Annotated in this window: 12 protein-coding genes and 2 pseudogenes; 7 read left to right on the forward strand and 7 right to left on the reverse strand. The window is 71.4% G+C overall.

Annotation, left to right across the window (positions count from 1 at the left end; genetic code table 11):
* Positions 1-46: 46 nt before the first annotated feature.
* The 3 genes and pseudogenes from abc-f to ACO0M4_RS24540 form a co-directional block, all read right to left on the reverse strand.
* Positions 47-1,681, reverse strand: a complete 1,635-nt coding sequence (gene abc-f / locus ACO0M4_RS24530) for a ribosomal protection-like ABC-F family protein (protein WP_430373077.1) — start codon at positions 1,679-1,681, stop codon at positions 47-49.
* 323 nt (positions 1,682-2,004) lie between these two features.
* On the reverse strand, positions 2,005-2,196 hold the full coding sequence (locus ACO0M4_RS24535; protein WP_430373078.1) for a hypothetical protein: 192 nt from the start codon (positions 2,194-2,196) through the stop codon (positions 2,005-2,007).
* A 105-nt stretch (positions 2,197-2,301) separates the two neighbouring features.
* A pseudogene (locus tag ACO0M4_RS24540) lies at positions 2,302-3,361 on the reverse strand (alpha/beta fold hydrolase).
* Between the two features lie 668 nt (positions 3,362-4,029).
* Between ACO0M4_RS24540 and ACO0M4_RS24545 the strand changes: the two are divergent.
* On the forward strand, positions 4,030-5,448 hold the full coding sequence (locus tag ACO0M4_RS24545) for a S28 family serine protease (RefSeq protein ID WP_430373079.1): 1,419 nt from the start codon (positions 4,030-4,032) through the stop codon (positions 5,446-5,448).
* Positions 5,449-5,548: 100 nt separating this feature from the next.
* Here the strand turns inward: ACO0M4_RS24545 and ACO0M4_RS24550 are convergent, their stop codons facing one another.
* The 3 genes from ACO0M4_RS24550 to ACO0M4_RS24560 form a co-directional block, all read right to left on the reverse strand.
* Positions 5,549-7,369, reverse strand: a complete 1,821-nt coding sequence (locus tag ACO0M4_RS24550) for a glycoside hydrolase family 3 protein (protein ID WP_430373080.1) — start codon at positions 7,367-7,369, stop codon at positions 5,549-5,551.
* A gap of 327 nt (positions 7,370-7,696) precedes the next feature.
* Complete coding sequence (locus ACO0M4_RS24555; RefSeq protein ID WP_430373081.1) at positions 7,697-8,557, reverse strand: sugar phosphate isomerase/epimerase family protein; 861 nt, start codon at positions 8,555-8,557, stop codon at positions 7,697-7,699.
* Between the two features lie 28 nt (positions 8,558-8,585).
* A complete protein-coding gene (locus ACO0M4_RS24560) occupies positions 8,586-9,746 on the reverse strand; it encodes a LacI family DNA-binding transcriptional regulator (protein ID WP_430373082.1) in 1,161 nt (386 codons plus the stop codon).
* Between the two features lie 186 nt (positions 9,747-9,932).
* Here ACO0M4_RS24560 and ACO0M4_RS24565 point away from each other — a divergent pair, with 186 nt between their 5' ends.
* Genes ACO0M4_RS24565 through ACO0M4_RS24575 form a run of 3 tightly spaced genes read left to right on the forward strand, consistent with a single transcriptional unit; the run spans position 9,933 to position 13,134 of the window.
* Entirely contained in the window at positions 9,933-11,081 is a 1,149-nt protein-coding gene (locus ACO0M4_RS24565; RefSeq protein WP_430373083.1) for a Gfo/Idh/MocA family protein, read from the forward strand.
* Complete coding sequence (locus tag ACO0M4_RS24570) at positions 11,078-12,205, forward strand: dihydrodipicolinate synthase family protein (RefSeq protein WP_430373084.1); 1,128 nt, start codon at positions 11,078-11,080, stop codon at positions 12,203-12,205. Before ACO0M4_RS24565 ends, ACO0M4_RS24570 begins: the two co-directional genes overlap by 4 nt.
* Entirely contained in the window at positions 12,202-13,134 is a 933-nt protein-coding gene (locus ACO0M4_RS24575) for a sugar phosphate isomerase/epimerase family protein (protein WP_430373085.1), read from the forward strand. Before ACO0M4_RS24570 ends, ACO0M4_RS24575 begins: the two co-directional genes overlap by 4 nt.
* Positions 13,135-13,207: 73 nt before the next feature.
* On the opposite strand, the gene tnpA is transcribed toward ACO0M4_RS24575, so the two are convergent.
* Positions 13,208-13,624 (reverse strand): IS200/IS605 family transposase, encoded by a 417-nt coding sequence (gene tnpA / locus ACO0M4_RS24580; RefSeq protein WP_430373086.1) that lies wholly within the window; start codon positions 13,622-13,624, stop codon positions 13,208-13,210.
* Between the two features lie 24 nt (positions 13,625-13,648).
* On the opposite strand from tnpA, the pseudogene ACO0M4_RS24585 reads away from it, so the two are divergent.
* From ACO0M4_RS24585 to ACO0M4_RS24595, 3 genes and pseudogenes are all read left to right on the forward strand, one after another.
* Positions 13,649-14,872 (forward strand): annotated as a pseudogene (locus tag ACO0M4_RS24585) (RNA-guided endonuclease InsQ/TnpB family protein).
* 349 nt (positions 14,873-15,221) lie between these two features.
* Positions 15,222-17,480 carry an SF1B family DNA helicase RecD2 gene (gene recD2 / locus ACO0M4_RS24590; protein ID WP_430373087.1) on the forward strand — a complete coding sequence of 753 codons (2,259 nt, stop codon included), beginning with the start codon at positions 15,222-15,224 and terminating at the stop codon, positions 17,478-17,480.
* A gap of 176 nt (positions 17,481-17,656) precedes the next feature.
* The gene (locus ACO0M4_RS24595) at positions 17,657-18,946 is read left to right on the forward strand and encodes a citrate synthase (RefSeq protein ID WP_390017325.1); all 1,290 of its coding nucleotides are present in this window, start codon (positions 17,657-17,659) and stop codon (positions 18,944-18,946) included.
* The last annotated feature ends 422 nt before the right edge of the window (positions 18,947-19,368 follow it).

The raw sequence follows: 19,368 nt of genomic DNA on the forward strand, positions 1-19,368 counted from the left end.
CCGGGTGCGGCACCTCGGGCGTGGGCACGGGCGGCACGTCAGCGGCTCAGGCGTGCGGTGCCCCGGTCTCCGTCAGCTCGCCGCCGGCGACCCGCAGCCACCGGTCGACGCCGATCCGTTCGAGGAACCGCTCATCGTGGCTGACCACCACGAACGCGCCGCGGTAGCACGCCAGAGCGCTCTCCAGCTGGCCCGCGCCGACCAGGTCGAGGTTGTTCGTCGGCTCGTCCAACAGCAGCAGCTGCGGGGCCGGTTCGGCGCACAGGACGCAGGCGAGCGTGGCACGCAGGCGTTCGCCGCCGGAGAGTACGCGCACCGGCAGGTGCGCTCGGGGGCCGCGGAACAGGAAGCGCGCGAGCAGGTTCATCCGCTCCGCCTCCGGCCGGTGCGGGGCGAACGCCGCGAAGTTCTCGGCCACGGTGCGGTCGGCATCGAGCAGGTCCAGGCGTTGCGACAGGGCGGCAATCCGTCCGTCGGTGCGCTTGATGTTCCCGCTGTCCAGGGCGAGTTCACCGCCGATCAGCCGCAACAGCGTGGTCTTGCCCGCGCCGTTGGGGCCGGTGAGCGCGATGCGTTCGGGCCCGCGGATCGTGAGGTCGACACCGTCCCCCGCGAACAGGTTCCGCTCCCCGTGGCGGAGCTGCATCCGCTCGCCCAGGATGACGGTGCGCCCGGCGGGGACGTCGGTGTCGGGCAGCTCCAGGACGAGCCGCTGCTCGTCCCGCAGGGCGCGTCCCGCTTCGTCGAGCCGGGCCTGTGCCTCGTGGACGCGGGTGGTGTGCATCTGGCCCGCCCGGCCGGCGGATTCCTGGGCGCCGCGCTTCATGTTCCCGGCGAAGATGCGTGGCAGGCCGGCGTTCTTGAGGTTGCGGGCGGCGTTGCTCGCGCGGCGCTCGGCCCGTTCCCGGGCCTGCTGCATCTCGCGCTTCTCCCGCTTCAGCTCCTGCTCGGCGTTGCGTACGTTCTTCTCCGCGACGTCCTGCTCGGCCCGTACGGCCTCCTCGTACTGGGTGAAGTTGCCGCCGTACAGCCGCAGTTCACCGCGGTCGAGTTCGGCGATGCGCTCCATGCGGTCCAGCAGGGCCCGGTCGTGGCTGACGAGCAGCAGGCTGCCGTTCCAGTCCGCGAGCACGTCGTAGAGCTTGTGGCGGGCTTCGCGGTCGAGGTTGTTGGTCGGTTCGTCCAGCAGCAGCACGTCGGGGCGCTTGAGCAGTTGCGCCGCCAGGCCGAGGCTGACGATCTGGCCGCCGCTGAGCGTGCCCAGGGTCCGGTCGAGGGCGAGCCGGTCGAGGCCGAGCCGGTCGAGTTGGGCGCGGGTGCGCTCTTCGATGTCCCAGTCGTCGCCGATGGTCGTGAAGTGCTCCTCCCGCACGTCGCCGGACTCGACGGCGTCGATGGCGCGGATCACCGCGTCGACGCCCAGGACCTCGGCCACCGTCGGTTCGCCGGTCAGGGGGAGGGTCTGCGGGAGGTAGCCGATCGCGCCGTGCACGGTCAACGCCCCTGCCGCGGGGCGCAGTTCGCCGGCGATCAGCTTCAGCAGGGTGCTCTTGCCGGAGCCGTTGGGCGCCACCAGGCCCGTACGGCCGGCGCCGACGGTGAAGGACAGGCCCTCGAAGACCGGGGTGTCGTCGGGCCAGGAGAAGGTCAGCTGGGAGCAGATGACGGAAGCGTCGGACATGGGGATGACCTCGTGAGGGAAAGAGGGCAGGGCGCTCCATGGGGGAACCGCTGTACGGAAACCGCCGCATGAAGGGCACTGCGCCTGAGACAGGAAAATGGGGACGGCGAGATGACCACAACGGCGGCACTGCCAGGGGCGCGCCTGCCGGTGGTCGATCAGATCCGGGTATCACCCGGAGATGTCGTCGTCACCCACCATGTCCGGACTCCTCTACGAAGGGTCACTGTCGCGGCGACCGTACCAGGCTCCGCACGGCCGGCCGAACCCTTTTCTCCGCCGCCGACGCGAAGGCCCACGGCCCGCGCGGCGGAGGAAGCTCCTCAAAGCGCCAGGTCCCACGCCAGGCAGGCGAGGAGGTTCCCCGCCCCGGGGCTGCCGATGCCCTGTTCCGGGTCCCTCGGCGAGGCCGCCTTCACCTCGACCATGTCCTCGTAGGCGATCCGCTCGGGCAGTGCGCCGAACCGCGCGTGGCGCACCGCCGAGTCGCTGCCTTGTGTGCTGTGGTCCTGCATCGTCAGCCTCCCGCTCTCTTGATTGCCTCACGCGCGGCCCCACTCCACCGCGCCGCGCCGGACGCGCTGGCATGAACACGCCTCCGCAGCACAGTCGTTGACCCCTCAGAGGCGGCCGGCGTCGATGACGGCCCGGGCGAACGCCGCGGGTGCCTCCTGGGGCAGGTTGTGGCCGATGCCCTTCAGGGTCCGGTGGTCGTACGGGCCCGTGAACCTGTCCCGGTACGCGGATCCGTCGCCCGGAACCGTGAACGGGTCGCGCTCGGCGTCGAGCGTCACCGTCGGCACGGCGATGACCGGCCGGGTGGCGAGCCGCTTCTCGTACGGCTCGTAGCGCCGTTCACCCTCGGCGAGGCTCAGCCGCCAGCGGTAGTTGTGGATCACGACGGCGGCGTAGTCCAGGTTCTCGAAGGCGGCGGGCGGTGCGCTCGAAGGTGGCGTCGTCGAAGTTCCACGTGGGGGACGCGGTGTCCCAGACCAGCCGTGTCAGGTCGTGCCGCTTGGCCTTGTCCGCCATGGCGAGCCGGCCCCGCTCGGTGGCGAAGTAGTACTGGTACCACCAGGCGTGCTCGGTCGCCGGCGCCAGCGGCTGGAGGTTCGCCTCACGGTTGACGACGAGGTAACCGCCCACCGACACCAGGGCTTTGCAGCGCTCGGGCCACAGTGCCGCGAGGATGTCGGCGGTCCGGGCTCCCCAGTCGAATCCGGCGAGCACCGCCTTCTCCAGCCCCAGCGCGTCCATCAGGGCGATGACGTCGAGGGCGAGGGCCGACTGCTGCCCGTTCCTGAAGGTCCGGCGGGAGACGAAGCGCGTCGTGCCGTGGCCGCGCAGATAGGGAACGATCACCCGGTGCCCCTCCGCCGCCAGGAGGGGCGCGACCTCGACGAAGCTGTGGATGTCGTACGGCCAGCCGTGCAGGCAGATGACCGGCGGTCCGTGTGCCGGCCCCAGCTCGGCGTAGCCGATCTCCAGCAGACCGGCCCTGACCTTCTTGAGCGGGAGGAACGCGCCGCGTCCGCCGGGACCGGCCGCGGCGGCCGCACCGGCCCGCCGCTCCGGCACGGCCGAGGCGCGCGCCGGCCCCGATGCCCCCGCCAGTGTCACGGCGACCGCGCCGCCGGCACTCAGGCCGAGCGCCTTGCCGAACGTACGCCTGTTGATCATGTGAAGCCCTCCGTGCGTCTCGAAGTGGCGGCCTGCGACCGGTCTGCGCCTCGCAGGAGATCCCACGCCCCCCCGCGGTCCCGGTGACTGCCGTGGGCGTGCCGGACGACTGTGGCACAGCATTCGTCACCGGTCAAACAGGTGACGCGCGCCAACTCTCCGCACATCAGCGGCGATTGACCGCCCGGGGTCGTTCATTCCATGGGGCCCGCAGGGCGGGGGAGTGGGGTGGAGGGCGCCGTGGCGGCCGCCCTCGCCGCTCATCGGGGCCGTGATGCCCTGCGCGCCGTCATGGCCATGATCGGCAACGGCCTCCGTCGGCCGGGGTTCCGCGGCTGCGGTTTCCGTAACGGCGCCGCGGAGTACCCCGACGCTGAGCGCGCGGCCCGGACCCTGGTCGTCCTGCGGGACGGAGCGATGGCGGGCGGCTCTCTCGACGACCCCCGCGCCATCAGGGCGACGCTGCGCGCGGCCACGGAAAGCCGTGCGCATGATCCCCCCGCACAATCGATGCTCATCTCGCGCGGATGCCCGACGTTTTCGCGGCAGACCGTGGTCACGAACCCGTGGTCCTGGCCGGGTGATCGCGGCGCCCCAATGGGGGCTGGTGGCGCCCCCGCCGCGCGGATAGGTTCGGCCCGACCTGTGACACCCCAAGGGGAGGGCCCATGCGCAAGGGCAAGAGATGGCTGCTGACGCTCGCCGTACTCATAAGTGCGGCGAGTGTCAGCGCACCGGCAGGGGCGGCCACCGCCGCCGGACCGGACGGCACGGACATCAAGGACCGGATCCTCGCGATCCCCGGGATGCGCCTGATCGAGGAGAAGCCGGTCGACGGCTACCGCTACTTCGTCCTCACCTACACCCAGCCGATCGACCACCAGCACCCGGAGAAGGGGACCTTCCAGCAGCGGCTGACCCTGCTCCACAAGTCGGTCGACCGCCCGACGGTGTTCTTCACCTCCGGCTACAACGTCAGCACCACGCCGTCCCGCAGCGAACCCACCAAGATCATCGACGGTAACCAGATCTCCCTGGAATACCGCTACTTCACCCCGTCCCGCCCGGTGCCCACCGACTGGAAGAAGCTCGACATCCAGCAGGCCGCCACCGACCAGCACCGCATCTTCCAGGCACTGCACGCCCTCTACCCCAAGCACTGGATCGCCACCGGCGGCAGCAAGGGCGGAATGACGGCCACCTACTACCGCCGCTTCTTCCCGCAGGACATGAACGGCACCGTCGCCTACGTCGCCCCCAACAACACCGACCGCACCGACACCGCCCCCTACGACCGCTTCTTCGCCACCGTCGGCACCCCCGAGTGCCGCACCGCCGTCGGCAAGGTCGAGCGCGAGGCACTGCTCCGCCGCGACGAGATGGTGGGCCGCTACGAGAAGTGGGCCGGCGAGCACAAGCGCACCTTCACCCTCACCGGCAACGCCGACCGGGCCTACGAAGTCCTCGTCACCGACCTGGTGTTCGGCTTCTGGCAGTACCAGCCCGCCGCGACCGCCTGCGCCGAGGTGCCCGCGCCCACCGCCTCCACGGACGCCCTGTGGACCTGGATCGACAAGGTCGGCGGCTTCGACTCCTACACCGACCAGGGCATGGAGAAGTACCAGCCGTACTACTACCAGGCCGGCACCCAGCTCGGTGAGCCCGCGTACCACTACCCCAACCTGCGCGGCCTGCTGCGCTACCCGGGCATCAACAACTCCCGCAGTTTCGTGCCCCGCGAGATCCCCATGCGGTTCGACCGGCGCGCCATGCCGGACGTCGACCGCTGGGTGCGGCACCACGCCACCCGCATGATGTTCGTCAACGGGCAGTTCGACCCGTGGAGCGCCAAGCACTTCGAACTCGGCCGCGGTGCCCGGGACTCGTACCTCTTCACCGTCCCCGGCGGCAACCACAGCGCCAACATCGCCACGCTCAAGGACACCGACCGCACCAAGGCCACCGCCGAACTCCTCACCTGGGCCGGCCTCCCGGTGCCCGCCAACGGCCGGGCCGTCGCCCAGGCCCCGGACAACAAGGCCCTCGACCGGCCGGAACTCTCCCCGCACATGACCCTGCGGCCGTAGGCCCGCACCGCACCGCACCGATCCCGGGTGCGCCGGGTGCGCCGGGTGCGTGCCCTCCGCCGGACGGAGGGCACGCACCCACCGGGCCCCGTCGGCCCGCTCAGTACCGCAGCCCGTGCCCGATCTGGTACAACGCGGTCCGCGGCGCGTCCGCGCGCATTATCGCCACCGGCAGCCGGCCCGCCGGATCCCGCCGCCCGGCGATCACCCGGGCCGCCGCCCGCAACTCCACATCCGTCCACGAATAGCTGGCCAACGCCGCCGCCACCCCGTCCAACAGCGCGATGTCGTACGGATTGCGGACCGCCAGCTGCACCACCGGCTTCCCCGTGGCCAGCAGCGCCCCGACCAGCGTGCGCTGCGCCGACGACGCGGTCACCTCGTACGTCGCCACCACCGCCGCATCCCGCTCCGCCAGCGCCGCCCGGGCCTGGGCGATGAGCTCCGAGGACGGCGCCATCCCGGTGGACAGTGCGGTGGCCGTGAAGCCCGACCGGGTCAGCTCCTCGGCCAGGACCGTGGTCGGCGGGCCGCCGGTGCCGGACGGCGCGGCCGGATCCACCCCCACCACCAGCAGCCGGCCGGTCCGCCGCCGGGACAGCGGCAACACCCCACCCTCATTGCGCAGCAGCGTGGTGGTGCGGTCCGCGATCCGGTCCGCGGCGGCGCGGTGCGCCCGCACCCCCACCACCCGGTCCACCTGCTGCCGGGAGGTGTACGGATCGGCGAACAGCCCCCGGCGCTCTTTCAGCAACAGGATCCGCAACAGCTTGGCGTCGATCTCCCGCCCGCTCAGCTCCCCGTCCCGCAGTGCCCGGACCACCGCGGCGTGTGCGACGGACAGGTCCGGCGGGTTCAGCAACTGGTCCACGCCGGCCTTCAGCGCCAGCACCGGCACCCGGTCGTCCCCGTACTTCACCCGGACGCCCTCCATGCCCAGTGAATCGGTCACCACCACCCCGTCGTAGCCGAGCCGCTGCCGCAGGATGCCGGTGACGATCGGACGGGAGAGGGTCGCCGGATCGCCGCTGGGGTCGAGGGCCGGCACCACGATGTGCGCCGTCATCACCGAGTCGATGCCGGCGGCGATCGCGGCCTTGAAGGGCGGCGCGTCCAGCCGCTCCCACTCCTGGGCGGAGTGGTGGATGTAGGGCAGCCCGACGTGGCTGTCGGTGTCGGTGTCACCGTGCCCGGGGAAGTGCTTGGCGCAGGCCACCACCCCCGCGCCCTGGTAGCCACGCACCTGAGCCGCGACCATACGGGCCACGGCCTGCGGGTCGGCCCCGAAGGACCGTACGCCGATGACCGGGTTGGCGGGGTTCACATTGACGTCCGCGTCCGGCGCGTAGTCCTGCCGGACGCCCATCGCGAACAGCTCCTGGCCGGCGATCCGCCCCGCCGTGCGGGCGTCCTCGACAGACCCGCCGGCGCCCAGCGCCATCGCGCCGGGCAGCAGCGTCGCCGGTGCCCCGATCCGGGCCACTATGCCGTGTTCCTGGTCCGTGGAGATCAACACCGGGACGGGGACGCGGAGGGCGGCGGCGGCCTCCTGGATGCCGTTGGACAGGTCGGCGACCTGGTGCGGGTCGCGGGTGTTGTGCGCCCAGCCGAAGTAGATGATGCCGCCGACGTGGTACTTGGCGATCAGTTCGGCGGCGTTGGCGACGCCGATTTCCTTGCGGTTGGCCGCGGCGTCGGCCGGGTCCGGGTCGGTCGCGGAGTGCCCGTACACCCGCATCACGAAGAGCTGGCCGGCCTTCTCCTCCGGCGTCATCCGGGCGATCAGCCGGCGCAGCCGGTCCAGGGTGGCGCGTGGGGGTGAGGAGACGGGGGAGGGGGCGGCGTGGGCCTCGCCGAGGCCCAGGGCGGCGGTCGCGGCTGCTGCGGCGGCGGTGGTCAGGACGGTACGTCTGGAGTGCATCTGCGCTCCTTCCGGGGGGCTTCCTCGAACATGTGAAGGAAACTTCCAAGGAGACACGGATAGCCGGAAAATTCTTGCCGGTCAATGACGGAGAACCACGGCGCCGCCCAGGGATTGCGGCCCGGGCCGGGGTGTGGTGGGGGTGTGGTGGGGGAGTGCGCCGCGGGGACGGAGAGGGGACGGAGAGGGGACGGCGAAGAGGCGGCGTAGGGGCGGTGCGGGGATGCCATGGGACGTCGGACGTCGGGGGCGCCGGGGGGATGCCGTCGGGACGTCGCAGGGACGCCATGGGACGTCGTGGGGACATCGCCGGGCGTGTGGCTGCGCTCAGGCGCCGTCCGGACCCCGGCCCCGGCCCTCGCCCCCGTCGAGCAGCCGCGCCAGATGCGCCCGCCCTGCCGCCAGCAGCCCCGGCAGCCCCGCCGCCCCCGGATACCACCGCTTCTCGTACTCCCAGCACCACCACCCGCCGGCCTCTGGCCCGAGCGCCGCCACCACCTCCGGCAGCGGCAGCACCCCCGTCCCCAACGGAAGCGGCGTCAGATCCCGTGCCGACGCCACGTCCTTGACCTGCACGTACCCCAGGTGCCCGGCCAGCGCGGCGCGGGTCGCGGCGGGCGCCTCCCCACCCAGCCAGCTGTGCAGCACATCCCACAGCGCCCCCACCCGCGGATCGTCCACGGCCGCCAGGATCCGGGCCGCCGCCGCGCCGGTGCGGTGCGAGTCATGGGTCTCCAACACCACCCGCACCCCGCGCTCGGCGGCCAGCGGCGCCACCGCCCCCAGCCGCCGGACCGCGTCCGCCTCCGCGCGCTCCGCCGGACGGCCACCGCCTCCGGGGAAGACCCGGACGTACTCGGCCCCCAAGTCGCCGGCCAGCAGCACCAGTTCGGCCAATTCGTGGGCGAGCGCCGCCTCCGCCGCGGGGCCCGAACACTCGGCCGCGACCCGCGCGTACCCGGCCACGGTCAGGATCTCCACGCCCGCGTCCGCGAACCGCCCGCGCACCGCAGCCCGCTCCCGTATCCCCAGCAGCGGATGCACCGGCTCCTCGGGGTGCGCCCGCAGCTCCACCCCCTGATAGCCGCACGCCACGGCCAGCCGCACCACCTCGGCCACCGGCATCCCCGGCACCCCGAGCGTCGAGAACGCCAGCCGCACCCCCGCCGGGGCACCGTCCCCGTCCATCCCGCCTCCCGCCATCCCTGATGCCACGTCAGCCGCCAGACCTGCCCGACCCGACCCTGCCCGAAACCGCGCCCCCGCCACCCCCGGCGGTCGCCGCCCCGGGCCGCACCGGACCGGTCGACTCGCGCACCAGCAGCTCCGCCGACAGCGTCGCCACCCCACCCGGCGGCGCCACCGCCCGCCCCAGCGCCAGCCGCCCGGCCCGCGCCCCGGCCTCCCGCAGCGGCAGCCGCACGGTGGTCAGCGCGGGCGCCGCGTCCACGCTGAACGGCAGATCGTCGAAACCGGCGACCGAGACGTCCTCGGGTATCCGCAGCCCCCGGTCGCGCAGCGCCGCGCACACCCCGAGCGCGGCGGTGTCGTTGGCCGCCACCACGGCCGTCAGGTCCGGCTGCCGGCGGAGGAGTTCCAGGGCCGCGTCATAGCCCGAGGAGCGGTCGTAGGCCCCGGGGACGGTGCGCGCCGGCACGTCCACGATGCCGTGCGCGGCGAGCGCATCCCGGTGGCCGGCCAGCCGCTCGGCCGTGGTGGTGCGGCCGGCCGGGCCCGCCACACAGCCGATCCGGCGGTGCCCCAGCGCCAGCAGGTGCGCCGTCAACCGCCGGGCGCCGCCGCGGTTGTCGAACGCCAGGGTGACGGGCGGAACGGCGGCCCGAGCCCGGCCCGCGGCCGGTGGCACCGCCGCCGCCACCTCCGGATCCTGTGGGGGCCGCCCGCACAGCACCACCCGGGTGCCCGCCTCCGCCAGCCGCGCCACCCTGGCGGCGAGGGCCCGCGCGTGCCCGGAGTCCTCCGGGGCGCCGCCGGTCAGCACCACCGCGGCGGCCCGCTGCCGCTGGAGGTGGGTGAGGTAGTCCAGCTCGCGCTGCGGGGAGCCGCCCGTGCCACACACCACGGCCAGCTTCTCGCCCCCGAGCCCGGCGGCGCCGCCCAGCTCCCCCTGGACGGCGGCCGCCAACACCCCGAAGAACGGGTCCGCGAGGTCGTTCACCAAGATGCCGACCAGGTCCGAACCGGCGCCGGCCAGCGCGCTCGCCGGGCCGTCCACGACGTACTCCAGCTCCGCGACCGCGCGCAGCACCCGGCCGCGGGTGCCCTCGGTCACCGGATAGCTGCCGCTGAGCACCCGCGAGACGGTCGCCGGCGACACCCCCGCACGCGCCGCCACATCCGCCAGCGTCACCGCCATCACGCCCTCCCGCACACCGCAACGTCCCTCGGCCGCACCCTTGTTGGCGACCTGCCACGCAGGCTAGCGTCCCCTCGTGGAGAAAGTGCTTACTGTCCACAGGTACCCCATCCGCGCATCACCCCGTCTCCCCCCGTCCCACCCCCGCACGTACCCCAACCGCCGAGCGCGCAGAGAGGCCGGGCCGTGACACGTAGGACCGTACGCATCGCCATGAACGGCGTGACCGGGCGCATGGGCCACCACCAGCACCTGGTCCGCTCCCTCCTCGCCCTGCGCGAACAGGGCGGACTCCCGTTGGACGACGGCACGGTGATCTGGCCGGAACCGGTGCTGGTCGGCCGCTCCGCGCCGCGGGTCCGGGCGCTGGCCGAACGGTACGGCCTCGCCTGGAGCCCCGACCTCGACACCGTCCTCGCCGACGACTCCGTCGAGATCTACTTCGACGCCCAGGTCACCGCCGCCCGCGAACCGGCCGTAAAGAAAGCGATTGCTGCCGGAAAGCACCTCTACGTGGAGAAGCCCACCGCCGCCGGCCTCACCGGAGCCCTGGACCTCGCCCACCGCGCCCAGGAAGCTGGCGTCAAACACGGCGTCGTCCAGGACAAGCTGTTCCTCCCCGGGCTGCGCAAACTCCGCCGCCTCCTGGACGGCGGTTTCTTCGGCCGGGTTCTGTCCGTACGGGGCGAGTTCGGCTACTGGGTCTTCGAAGGTGACTGGCAGTCCGCCCAGCGCCCCTCCTGGAACTACCGGGCCGAGGACGGCGGCGGCATCGCCGCGGACATGTTCCCGCACTGGGAGTACGTGCTGCACGAGCTGTTCGGGCCGGTCCGCGCCGTCCAGGCCCGGGTGACCACCCACCTCCCGCGCCGCTGGGACGAGTCCGGCACCCCGTACGAGGCGACCGCCGACGACGCCGCCTACGCCCTCTTCGAACTCGACGGCGGCGTCGTCGCCCAGATCAACTCCTCCTGGGCGGTCCGGGTGCACCGCGACGAGCTGCTGGAATTCCAGGTCGACGGCACCGAGGGCTCGGCCGTCGCCGGACTGCGCCGCTGCCGTGTCCAGCACCGCGCCACCACCCCCAAACCCGTCTGGAACCCCGACCTGCCGTCCACCGAGCCGTTCCGCGACCAGTGGCAGGAGGTCCCCGACAACGCCGAGTTCGACAACGCCTTCAAGGCCCAGTGGGAGCTCTTCCTCCGGCACGTGGTGGCCGACGGGCCCTGGCACTGGGACCTCTGGGCGGGCGCCCGCGGTGTCCGACTCGCAGAACTGGGCCTGCGCTCTTCGGTCGAGGGCCGCCGGCTGCCCGTACCGGAGCTGACCCGGTGACCACTCCGGAAGCCACTGGCGCCACCGGGCCGCCCCCGCGGCTGCGCTCCCGTAGGGTCTTCGCCGCCGCCCATGTGGTCGCCGACCCGCACGCCGACACCACCCCGGACGGCCCGGCCGCCCTCGACTGGGACGCCACCCTCGCCTTCCGCCACCACCTCTGGGCGCACGGGCTGGGCGTGGCCGAGGCGATGGACACCGCGCAGCGCGGTATGGGCCTGGACTGGGCCGGCGCCGCCGAACTGATCCGCCGCTCGTCCGCCGAGGCCCGCGCGGTCGGCGGCCACCTCGCCTGCGGCACCGGAACCGACCAACTCCCCCCAGTCGGCGCCTCTTTGGTCGACGTCCGAGCCGCCTACGAGGAGCAGCTCACCGTAGTCGAGGACGCCGGCGCCCAGCCCGTCCTGATGGCCTCCCGTCAACTCGCCGCGCTCGGCGTCGGCCCGGACGCCTACCGCGACCTCTACGGGCACCTGCTGCGCCAGACCACCCGCCCGGTGATCCTGCACTGGCTCGGCCCGGCGTTCGACCCGGCACTGGCCGGCTACTGGGGCAGTCCGGACCTCGACACCGCAACGGAGACGCTCCTCGGCATCATCGCCGACAACCCCGGCGCGGTGGACGGCGTCAAGGTCTCCCTCCTGGACGCCACCCGGGAAGTACGGCTGCGCCGCCGGCTCCCCCCGGGCGTGCGCTGCTATACGGGCGACGACTTCCACTACCCCGAACTGATCGCCGGCGACGCCCACGGCTTCAGCGACGCCCTGCTGGGCGTCTTCGACCCGCTCGCCCCCCTGGCCGCCGCGGCCGTCCGCCGCCTGGACGTCGGCGACCCGGCCGGTTTCCGCGCCGTCCTCGACCCGACCGTCCCCCTGGCCCGTCACCTCTTCCAGGCCCCCACCCGCTACTACAAGACCGGCGTGGTCCTGCTCGCCTGGTTGGCCGGGCACCAGTCCCACTTCACCATGGCCGGCGGGCTGCAATCCGCCCGTTCCCTCCCCCACCTGCGCCGCGCCCACGAACTCGGCGCCGCACTGGGCCTGTTCCCCGACCCGGACCTGGCGGCCGCCAGAATGCGCGCCCTCCTGGCCGTGTACGGCGCCGAGGAGGCGAGCATCACGTGACGGATGCCGCGGCGCAGCCCCTCCTCTCCCGCTTGAGCCTCAATCAGGAGACCATCCGGCAGTGGTCACTGCCCGAACTGGCCGACGGCTGCGCCCGGGCGGGCCTGCGGGGCATCGGCCTGTGGCGGGCACCGGTACGCGCCTACGGAGTGACCGCCGCGGCCCGCCTCGTACGGGATGCCGGGCTCACCGTCACCAGCCTGTGCCGGGGCGGCTTCTTCACCGCGGCGGACCCCACGGAGCGCAGGGCGGCCCTGGCGGACAACCGGGCCGCCGTCGAGGAGGCCGCGGCACTCGGCACCGGCACCCTGGTCCTGGTCTCCGGCGGACTGCCGCCCGGCAGCCGGGACCTCGCCGGCGCCCGGGAGCGGGTCGCCGACGCGCTCGCCGAACTGGCCCCGTACGCCGCCGAGCGGGGCGTACGACTGGCCCTGGAACCGCTGCACCCGATGTACGCGGCGGACCGGTGCGTCGTCTCCACCCTCGCCCAGGCCCTCGATCTGGCGGAGCGCTTCTCCGCCGACCAGGTGGGCGTGGTGGTGGACACCTACCACCTGTGGTGGGACGACACGGTCGGCGCCCAACTCGCCCGGGCCGGCGGCGCGGACGGCACCACTGGGGCGGACGGCACCACCAATGCAGGCGGCACCACCAATACGGACGGCACCACCGGTGCGGAGAGCGCGCCCTCCCGGATCGCCGCCTTCCAACTCGCCGACTGGATCACGCCGCTCCCCGAGGGCGTCCTCCTGGGGCGCGGGCAGCTGGGCGACGGCGCGGTGGACCTGCGCTGGTTCCGCGAACGCGTCGACGCGGCCGGTTACCGGGGCCCCATCGAGGTGGAGATCTTCAACCCGTCCCTGTGGTCCCGCAACGGCACCGAAGTCCTCACCGAGGTCGTCACCCGCTTCCTCCGCCATGTCACCTGACCAGTGGTCTTGCGTGCAAGCCCCGTCCTTCAGGGCGGGGTTAGCGCATCTCAGGACTGCTCTAAGCCGTAGGTTAGAGCGGACGTTTTTGCTGCTCGATGTACTGTCGGATGATCGCCAACGGTGCCCCGCCGCACGAGGCCGCGAAGTAGGACGGCGACCAGAAGTGCCCGTGCATGATGGCCCGGTTCACGCGGTCGGTGAACTCCTTTCGCAGGTAGCGGGAGGAGACGCCTTTGAGGCTGTTCACCAGGGAGGACACGGCCACCTTCGGCGGGTAGTGCACGAGCAGGTGTACGTGATCGTGCTTGCCGTTGAACTCCTTCAGCTCCGCCTCGAAGTCCTCGCACACCTTCCGCATGGTCTCCTCGCAGCGCGTCAGCATCTCGTCGTCCAGGGCCCCGTGCCGGCACTTCGTCACAAAGACCAAATGCACGTGCATCGCGGAATCCACATGTCTGCCGCGCCTGTACTCAGTGTCTGTACTCATAGACCAAATGATACGATCGCGATCGTGCGGCTCCGATACAACTACCGGGTCTATCCGGATGCCCCGCAGCGCCGTGCGCTGGCCTAGGCATTCGGGTGCGCCCGCGTGGTCTTCAACGACGGCCTTCGGGCGCGTCAGGAAGCCCACGCGGCCGGGGAGCCGTACCTCAAGGACACTGACCTGCAAAAGCAGGTCATCACCGCCGCCAAGCGCACCGAGGAACGCGCTTGGTTGGGTGAGGTGTCCTCCGTCGTGCTCGTGCAGTCCCTGCGGGACCTGCACACCGCGTACCGGAACTTCTTCTCCTCCGTCACCGGCAAGCGCAAGGGGCCGAAGGTCGCGCCCCCGCGTTTTCAGTCCCGCAAGGACAACCGGCAGTCGATCCGGCTCACCGCGAACGGCTTCACCCTTCGCGACAACGGCACGCTGTACGTGGCGAAAGTCGGAGACCTTGAGGTCCGCTGGTCCCGACCACTTCCCGCCGTCCCGACCTCGGTCACCGTCACCAAGGACGCCGCCGACCGGTACTGGGCGTCGTTCGTCATCGACACCGACCCCGAGTTCCTCCCCGAGCTGGAGACCGAAACTGGTATCGACCTGGGCCTGTCGCACTTCGCGGTCCTGGCCGACGGAAAGAAGATCGACGCCCCGAAGTTCCTACGACGTGCCGAACGCAAGCTCAAGCGGTTGCAGAAGGACTTGAGCCGCAAGGCCAAGGGCAGCAACAACCGGGCGAAGGCTCGCAAGCTCGTCGCCCGGCAGCACGCCAAAGTGGCGGACCGGCGCCGAGACTGGCACCACAAGGAATCCACGAAGATCATTCGCGACAACCAAGCGGTGTACGTGGAAGACCTTACGGTGTCCGGCCTCGGACGCACCCGCCTGGCCAAGAGCGTGCACGACGCCGGATGGTCCACGTTCGTCGCGATGCTGGAATACAAGGCCGCCAAGCACGGCCGGTACTTCGGCAAGATCGGGCGCTTCGAGCCGACCTCTCAGGTCTGCTCTGCCTGCGGCATCAAGGACGGCCCCAAGCCCCTCCACGTCCGCGAATGGACGTGCCAGGAGTGCGGGACCGTCCACGACCGCGACGTCAACGCAGCTCGCAACATCCTGGCGGCCGGAAGGGCCGACAGACTAAACGCCTGTGGAGCGCCGGTAAGACGGGCATCCGTGCCCGCACAGCGCGGTGAAGCAGGAACCCCCCAGAAGGGTCAGACGACCCAGGCTGGAATCCACGTCCTTTAGGGCGTGGAGGGCTTCAACCGCTTCACGGGCCTGCCACCTTGTCCCGTTCCACTGGCCACGTCGGCTGCCTGCCCGCCATACGCCGACTGCTGCCCCACGTCACTCGACGCCAGCCCTGCGCCTGCCGACGCCCGCCGCGCGCATCCCGTGTCCCGTGTCACACGTCTCATCGCACGGCGCGTCAGGCGAGCAGCTATGAGACGGGCCAAGTGTCGGGCGCCGCCGGAACACCCACAGCTCGTCCGGTGCGTCACACGCCAGCCGCTCACCCCTCCGTCACGTCAGGCCATCGACCAGCCCGACCCCGGCTCCCCATCCCGTTGTCAGCCCCCGGCGGTACCGTCAAGGCATGCTCAACGCAGCCGTGGTGGAAGGGGTCCTGGAGCGGATCACCTATGCCAATGAGGAGAACGGTTACACCGTCGCCCGGGTCGACACGGGCCGCGGCTCCGGCGAGCTGCTGACGGTCGTGGGTGCGCTCCTGGGGGCGCAGCCGGGGGAGTCGCTCCGGTTGGAGGGCCGCTGGGGCTCGCACCCCCAGTACGGCAAGCAGTTCACGGTGGAGAACTACACCACCGTCCTGCCGGCCACCATCCAGGGCATCCGCCGATATCTGGGCTCGGGCCTCATCAAGGGCATCGGCCCCCGGATCGCGGACCGCATCACCGAGCACTTCGGCATCGACACCCTCGACGTGATCGAGCAGGACCCCGGGCGCCTGATCGAGGTGCCCGGCCTGGGCCCCAAGCGCACCAAGCTGATCGGTGCCGCCTGGGAGGAGCAGAAGGCGATCAAGGAGGTGATGGTCTTCCTCCAGGGCGTCGGCGTGTCCACCTCCATCGCCGTGCGGATCTACAAGAAGTACGGCGACGCGTCGATCTCCGTGGTGAAGAACGAGCCCTACCGCCTGGCCGCCGACGTATGGGGCATCGGCTTCCTGACCGCCGACCGGATCGCCCAGTCGGTGGGCATCCCGCACGACAGCCCGGAGCGGGTCAAGTCCGGCCTCCAGTACGCGCTGTCGCAGTCCACGGACCAGGGGCACTGCTTCCTGCCCGAGGAGCAACTGATCGCGGACGCGGTGAAGTTGCTCCAGGTGGACACCGGCCTGGTCATCGACTGCCTGGCCGAGTTGGCCGAGGACCCGGAGGGCGTGGTCCGCGAGAAGGTGCCCGGCCCGGAGGACGGCGCTCCGGTCACCGCGGTGTATCTGGTGCCGTTCCACCGCGCCGAGATCTCCCTGGCCGGGCGGCTGACCAGACTGCTGCGCACGGACGACGACCGGATGCCCGCGTTCCAGGGCGTGGACTGGGACAAGGCGCTGGCGTGGCTGGCGCGGCGTACGGGGGCGGAGCTGGCGCCCGAGCAGCAGGCGGCGGTTCGGCTGGCGCTGACCAGCAAGGTTGCGGTGCTCACGGGCGGGCCGGGCTGCGGCAAGTCGTTCACGGTCCGCTCGGTGGTCGAGCTGGCCCGCGCCAAGCAGGCCACGGTGGTGCTGGCGGCGCCCACGGGCCGGGCGGCCAAGCGGCTGGCGGAGCTGACGGGGGCGGATGCCTCCACCGTGCACCGCCTGCTGGAGCTCAGGCCGGGCGGGGACGCCGCCTACGACGCGGACCGCCCGCTGGACGCCGATCTGGTGGTGGTCGACGAGGCGTCGATGCTCGATCTGCTGTTGGCTAACAAGCTGGTCAAGGCGGTGCCGCCGGGCGCCCACCTGCTGCTGGTCGGGGATGTGGACCAGCTGCCGTCGGTGGGCGCCGGCGAGGTGCTGCGCGATCTGCTGGCCGAGGGAGGGACCGGGCGCGGCGCGTCGGACGGGGGCGGTGGCCGGATGACGGGCGGCAAGGTGCCGGCCGTCCGACTGACCAAGATCTTCCGTCAGGCCCAGCAGTCCGGCGTGGTCACCAACGCGCACCGCATCAATTCCGGCGTCCCCCCGCTGACCAGCGGTCTCGCGGATTTCTTCCTGTTCGCCGAGGAGGACGCGGAGGAGGCCGCCCGATTGACGGTCGATGTGGTGGCGCGCCGCATCCCGGCGAAGTTCGGCCTCGACCCGCGCCGGGACGTCCAGGTGCTGGCCCCGATGCACCGCGGCCCGGCCGGCGCGGGGGCGCTGAACGGCCTGCTCCAACAGGCGGTGACCCCGGCCCGCCCGGATCTGCCGGAGCGCCGTTTCGGCGGCCGGGTCTTCCGCGTCGGCGACAAGGTCACCCAGATCAGGAACAACTACGAGAAGGGCCATAACGGCGTCTTCAACGGGACGGTGGGGGTGGTCACGGGACTGGACACCGTCGAGCAGCGGCTGACGATCCTCACGGACGAGGACGAGGAAGTGCCGTACGACTTCGACGAACTGGACGAACTCGCCCATGCCTATGCGGTGACGATCCATCGCTCCCAAGGAAGCGAGTATCCGGCCGTGGTGATTCCGGTCACCACCAGCGCCTGGATGATGCTCCAGCGCAATTTGCTCTATACCGCTGTGACGCGGGCGAAGCGCCTGGTGGTGCTGGTGGGGTCCCGGAGAGCCCTCGGTCAGGCCGTGCGGACGGTATCCGCCGGTCGGAGGCATACCGCGCTGGATCACCGGCTCGCCGGAGCGCGGTGAGGTCGCCCCTCTTTCCTAATCGGGGCGAACGGGAGCAGGATGGACTCCGACGCGGCACTGAGTGCCGCGATGAGGCCCTATGGCCGACCCCGAGTGCACATCCAAGGTCCAAATGGGGGAAGGTATAGGCAGTCAGGGCACCTCGAAGAAGAGGCACAACGTCGGTGAGGGATGACGTGAGCGACAACTCTGTAGTACTGCGTTACGGGGACGGCGAATACAGCTACCCGGTCGTCGACAGCTCGGTCGGCGACAAGGGCTTCGACATCTCGAAGCTGCGCGCCCAGACCGGTCTGGTGACCCTGGATTCCGGTTACGGCAACACCGCGGCATATAAATCCGCGATCACCTATCTCGACGGTGAAAAGGGCATCCTTCGTTATCGCGGTTACCCGATCGAGCAGCTCGCGGAGCGCAGCACGTTCGTGGAGACCGCCTACCTCCTCATCAATGGTGAGCTGCCCACCGTCGACGAGCTGGCGACCTTCAAGCAGGACATCACGTACCACACCCTGCTCCACGAGGACGTCAAGCGCTTCTACGACGGCTTCCCCCGGGACGCCCACCCGATGGCCATGCTGTCCTCCGTGGTCAGCGCGCTGTCGACGTTCTACCAGGACAGCCACAACCCGTTCGACGAGCGGCAGCGGCACATCTCCACGATCCGCCTGCTGGCCAAGCTTCCGACCATCGCGGCCTACGCCTACAAGAAGTCGGTCGGCCACCCGGTCGTCTACCCGAGCAACGACCTCGGGTACGTGGAGAACTTCCTGCGGATGACCTTCTCGGTCCCCGCCGCCGAGTACGACCTGGACCCGGTCGTGGTCAGCGCGCTCGACAAGCTGCTGATCCTGCACGCGGACCACGAGCAGAACTGTTCGACCTCCACCGTGCGTCTGGTCGGCTCCTCGCAGGCGAACCTCTTCGCCTCGATCTCGGCGGGCATCAACGCCCTCTGGGGCCCGCTGCACGGTGGCGCCAACCAGTCGGTGCTGGAGATGCTGGAAGGCATCCGGGACGCCGGCGGCGACGTCGACACCTTCATCCGCAAGGTGAAGAACAAGGAAGACGGCGTGAAGCTCATGGGCTTCGGGCACCGCGTCTACAAGAACTTCGACCCCCGGGCGAAGATCATCAAGGCGGCGGCGCACGACGTCCTTTCGGCGCTGGGCAAGGACGACGAGCTCCTCGACATCGCCCTGAAGCTGGAAGAGCACGCGCTGGCCGACGACTACTTCGTCGAGCGCAAGCTCTACCCGAACGTCGACTTCTACACCGGCCTGATCTACCGGGCGATGGGCTTCCCGACCGAGATGTTCACCGTGCTCTTCGCGCTCGGCCGGCTCCCCGGCTGGATCGCCCAGTGGCACGAGATGATCAAGGAGCCCGGTTCCCGCATCGGCCGTCCGCGGCAGATCTACACCGGCGTCGTCGAGCGCGACTTCGTGCCCGTCCAGGAGCGCTGAACCAAGGTCCCCGCGTAGCGGCTGGACCGATGCCGACTGCTGCGTATGGGTGATCGATAATCGCGTAAATGCGACGCCCGCCGGTCGCCGGTCGATGCCGCGACGCGAGCGCGCAAGCGAAGAAGCGAGCGCGTAAAAGAAAGCGCCCCGCCTCCGGATCCCCCCACGGGTCCAGAGTGCGGGGCGCTTCCCATGTCCCGGTGCGGATTCCCCCCACGGGATCCGTCCGGGCGTTCCGGGTTGCACCGCGCTCTGCCGGGACGCGCACATACGGGAGGGCCGCTCAAAGCTCCCCGGGCGCGTCGCCCCGGCCAACGCGGAGCCGGGCATGATCCCCCAAGACCTTGCACGGCTGTCGCAGTGCAAGCCCCGCCGGGGTGCTCGCACTGCCCGGTTAGACTCGCGACCCCCCTCGATGGTTA

This window comes from Streptomyces sp. RGM 3693 (genome assembly GCF_050471125.1).
GTDB lineage: Bacteria > Actinomycetota > Actinomycetes > Streptomycetales > Streptomycetaceae > Streptomyces.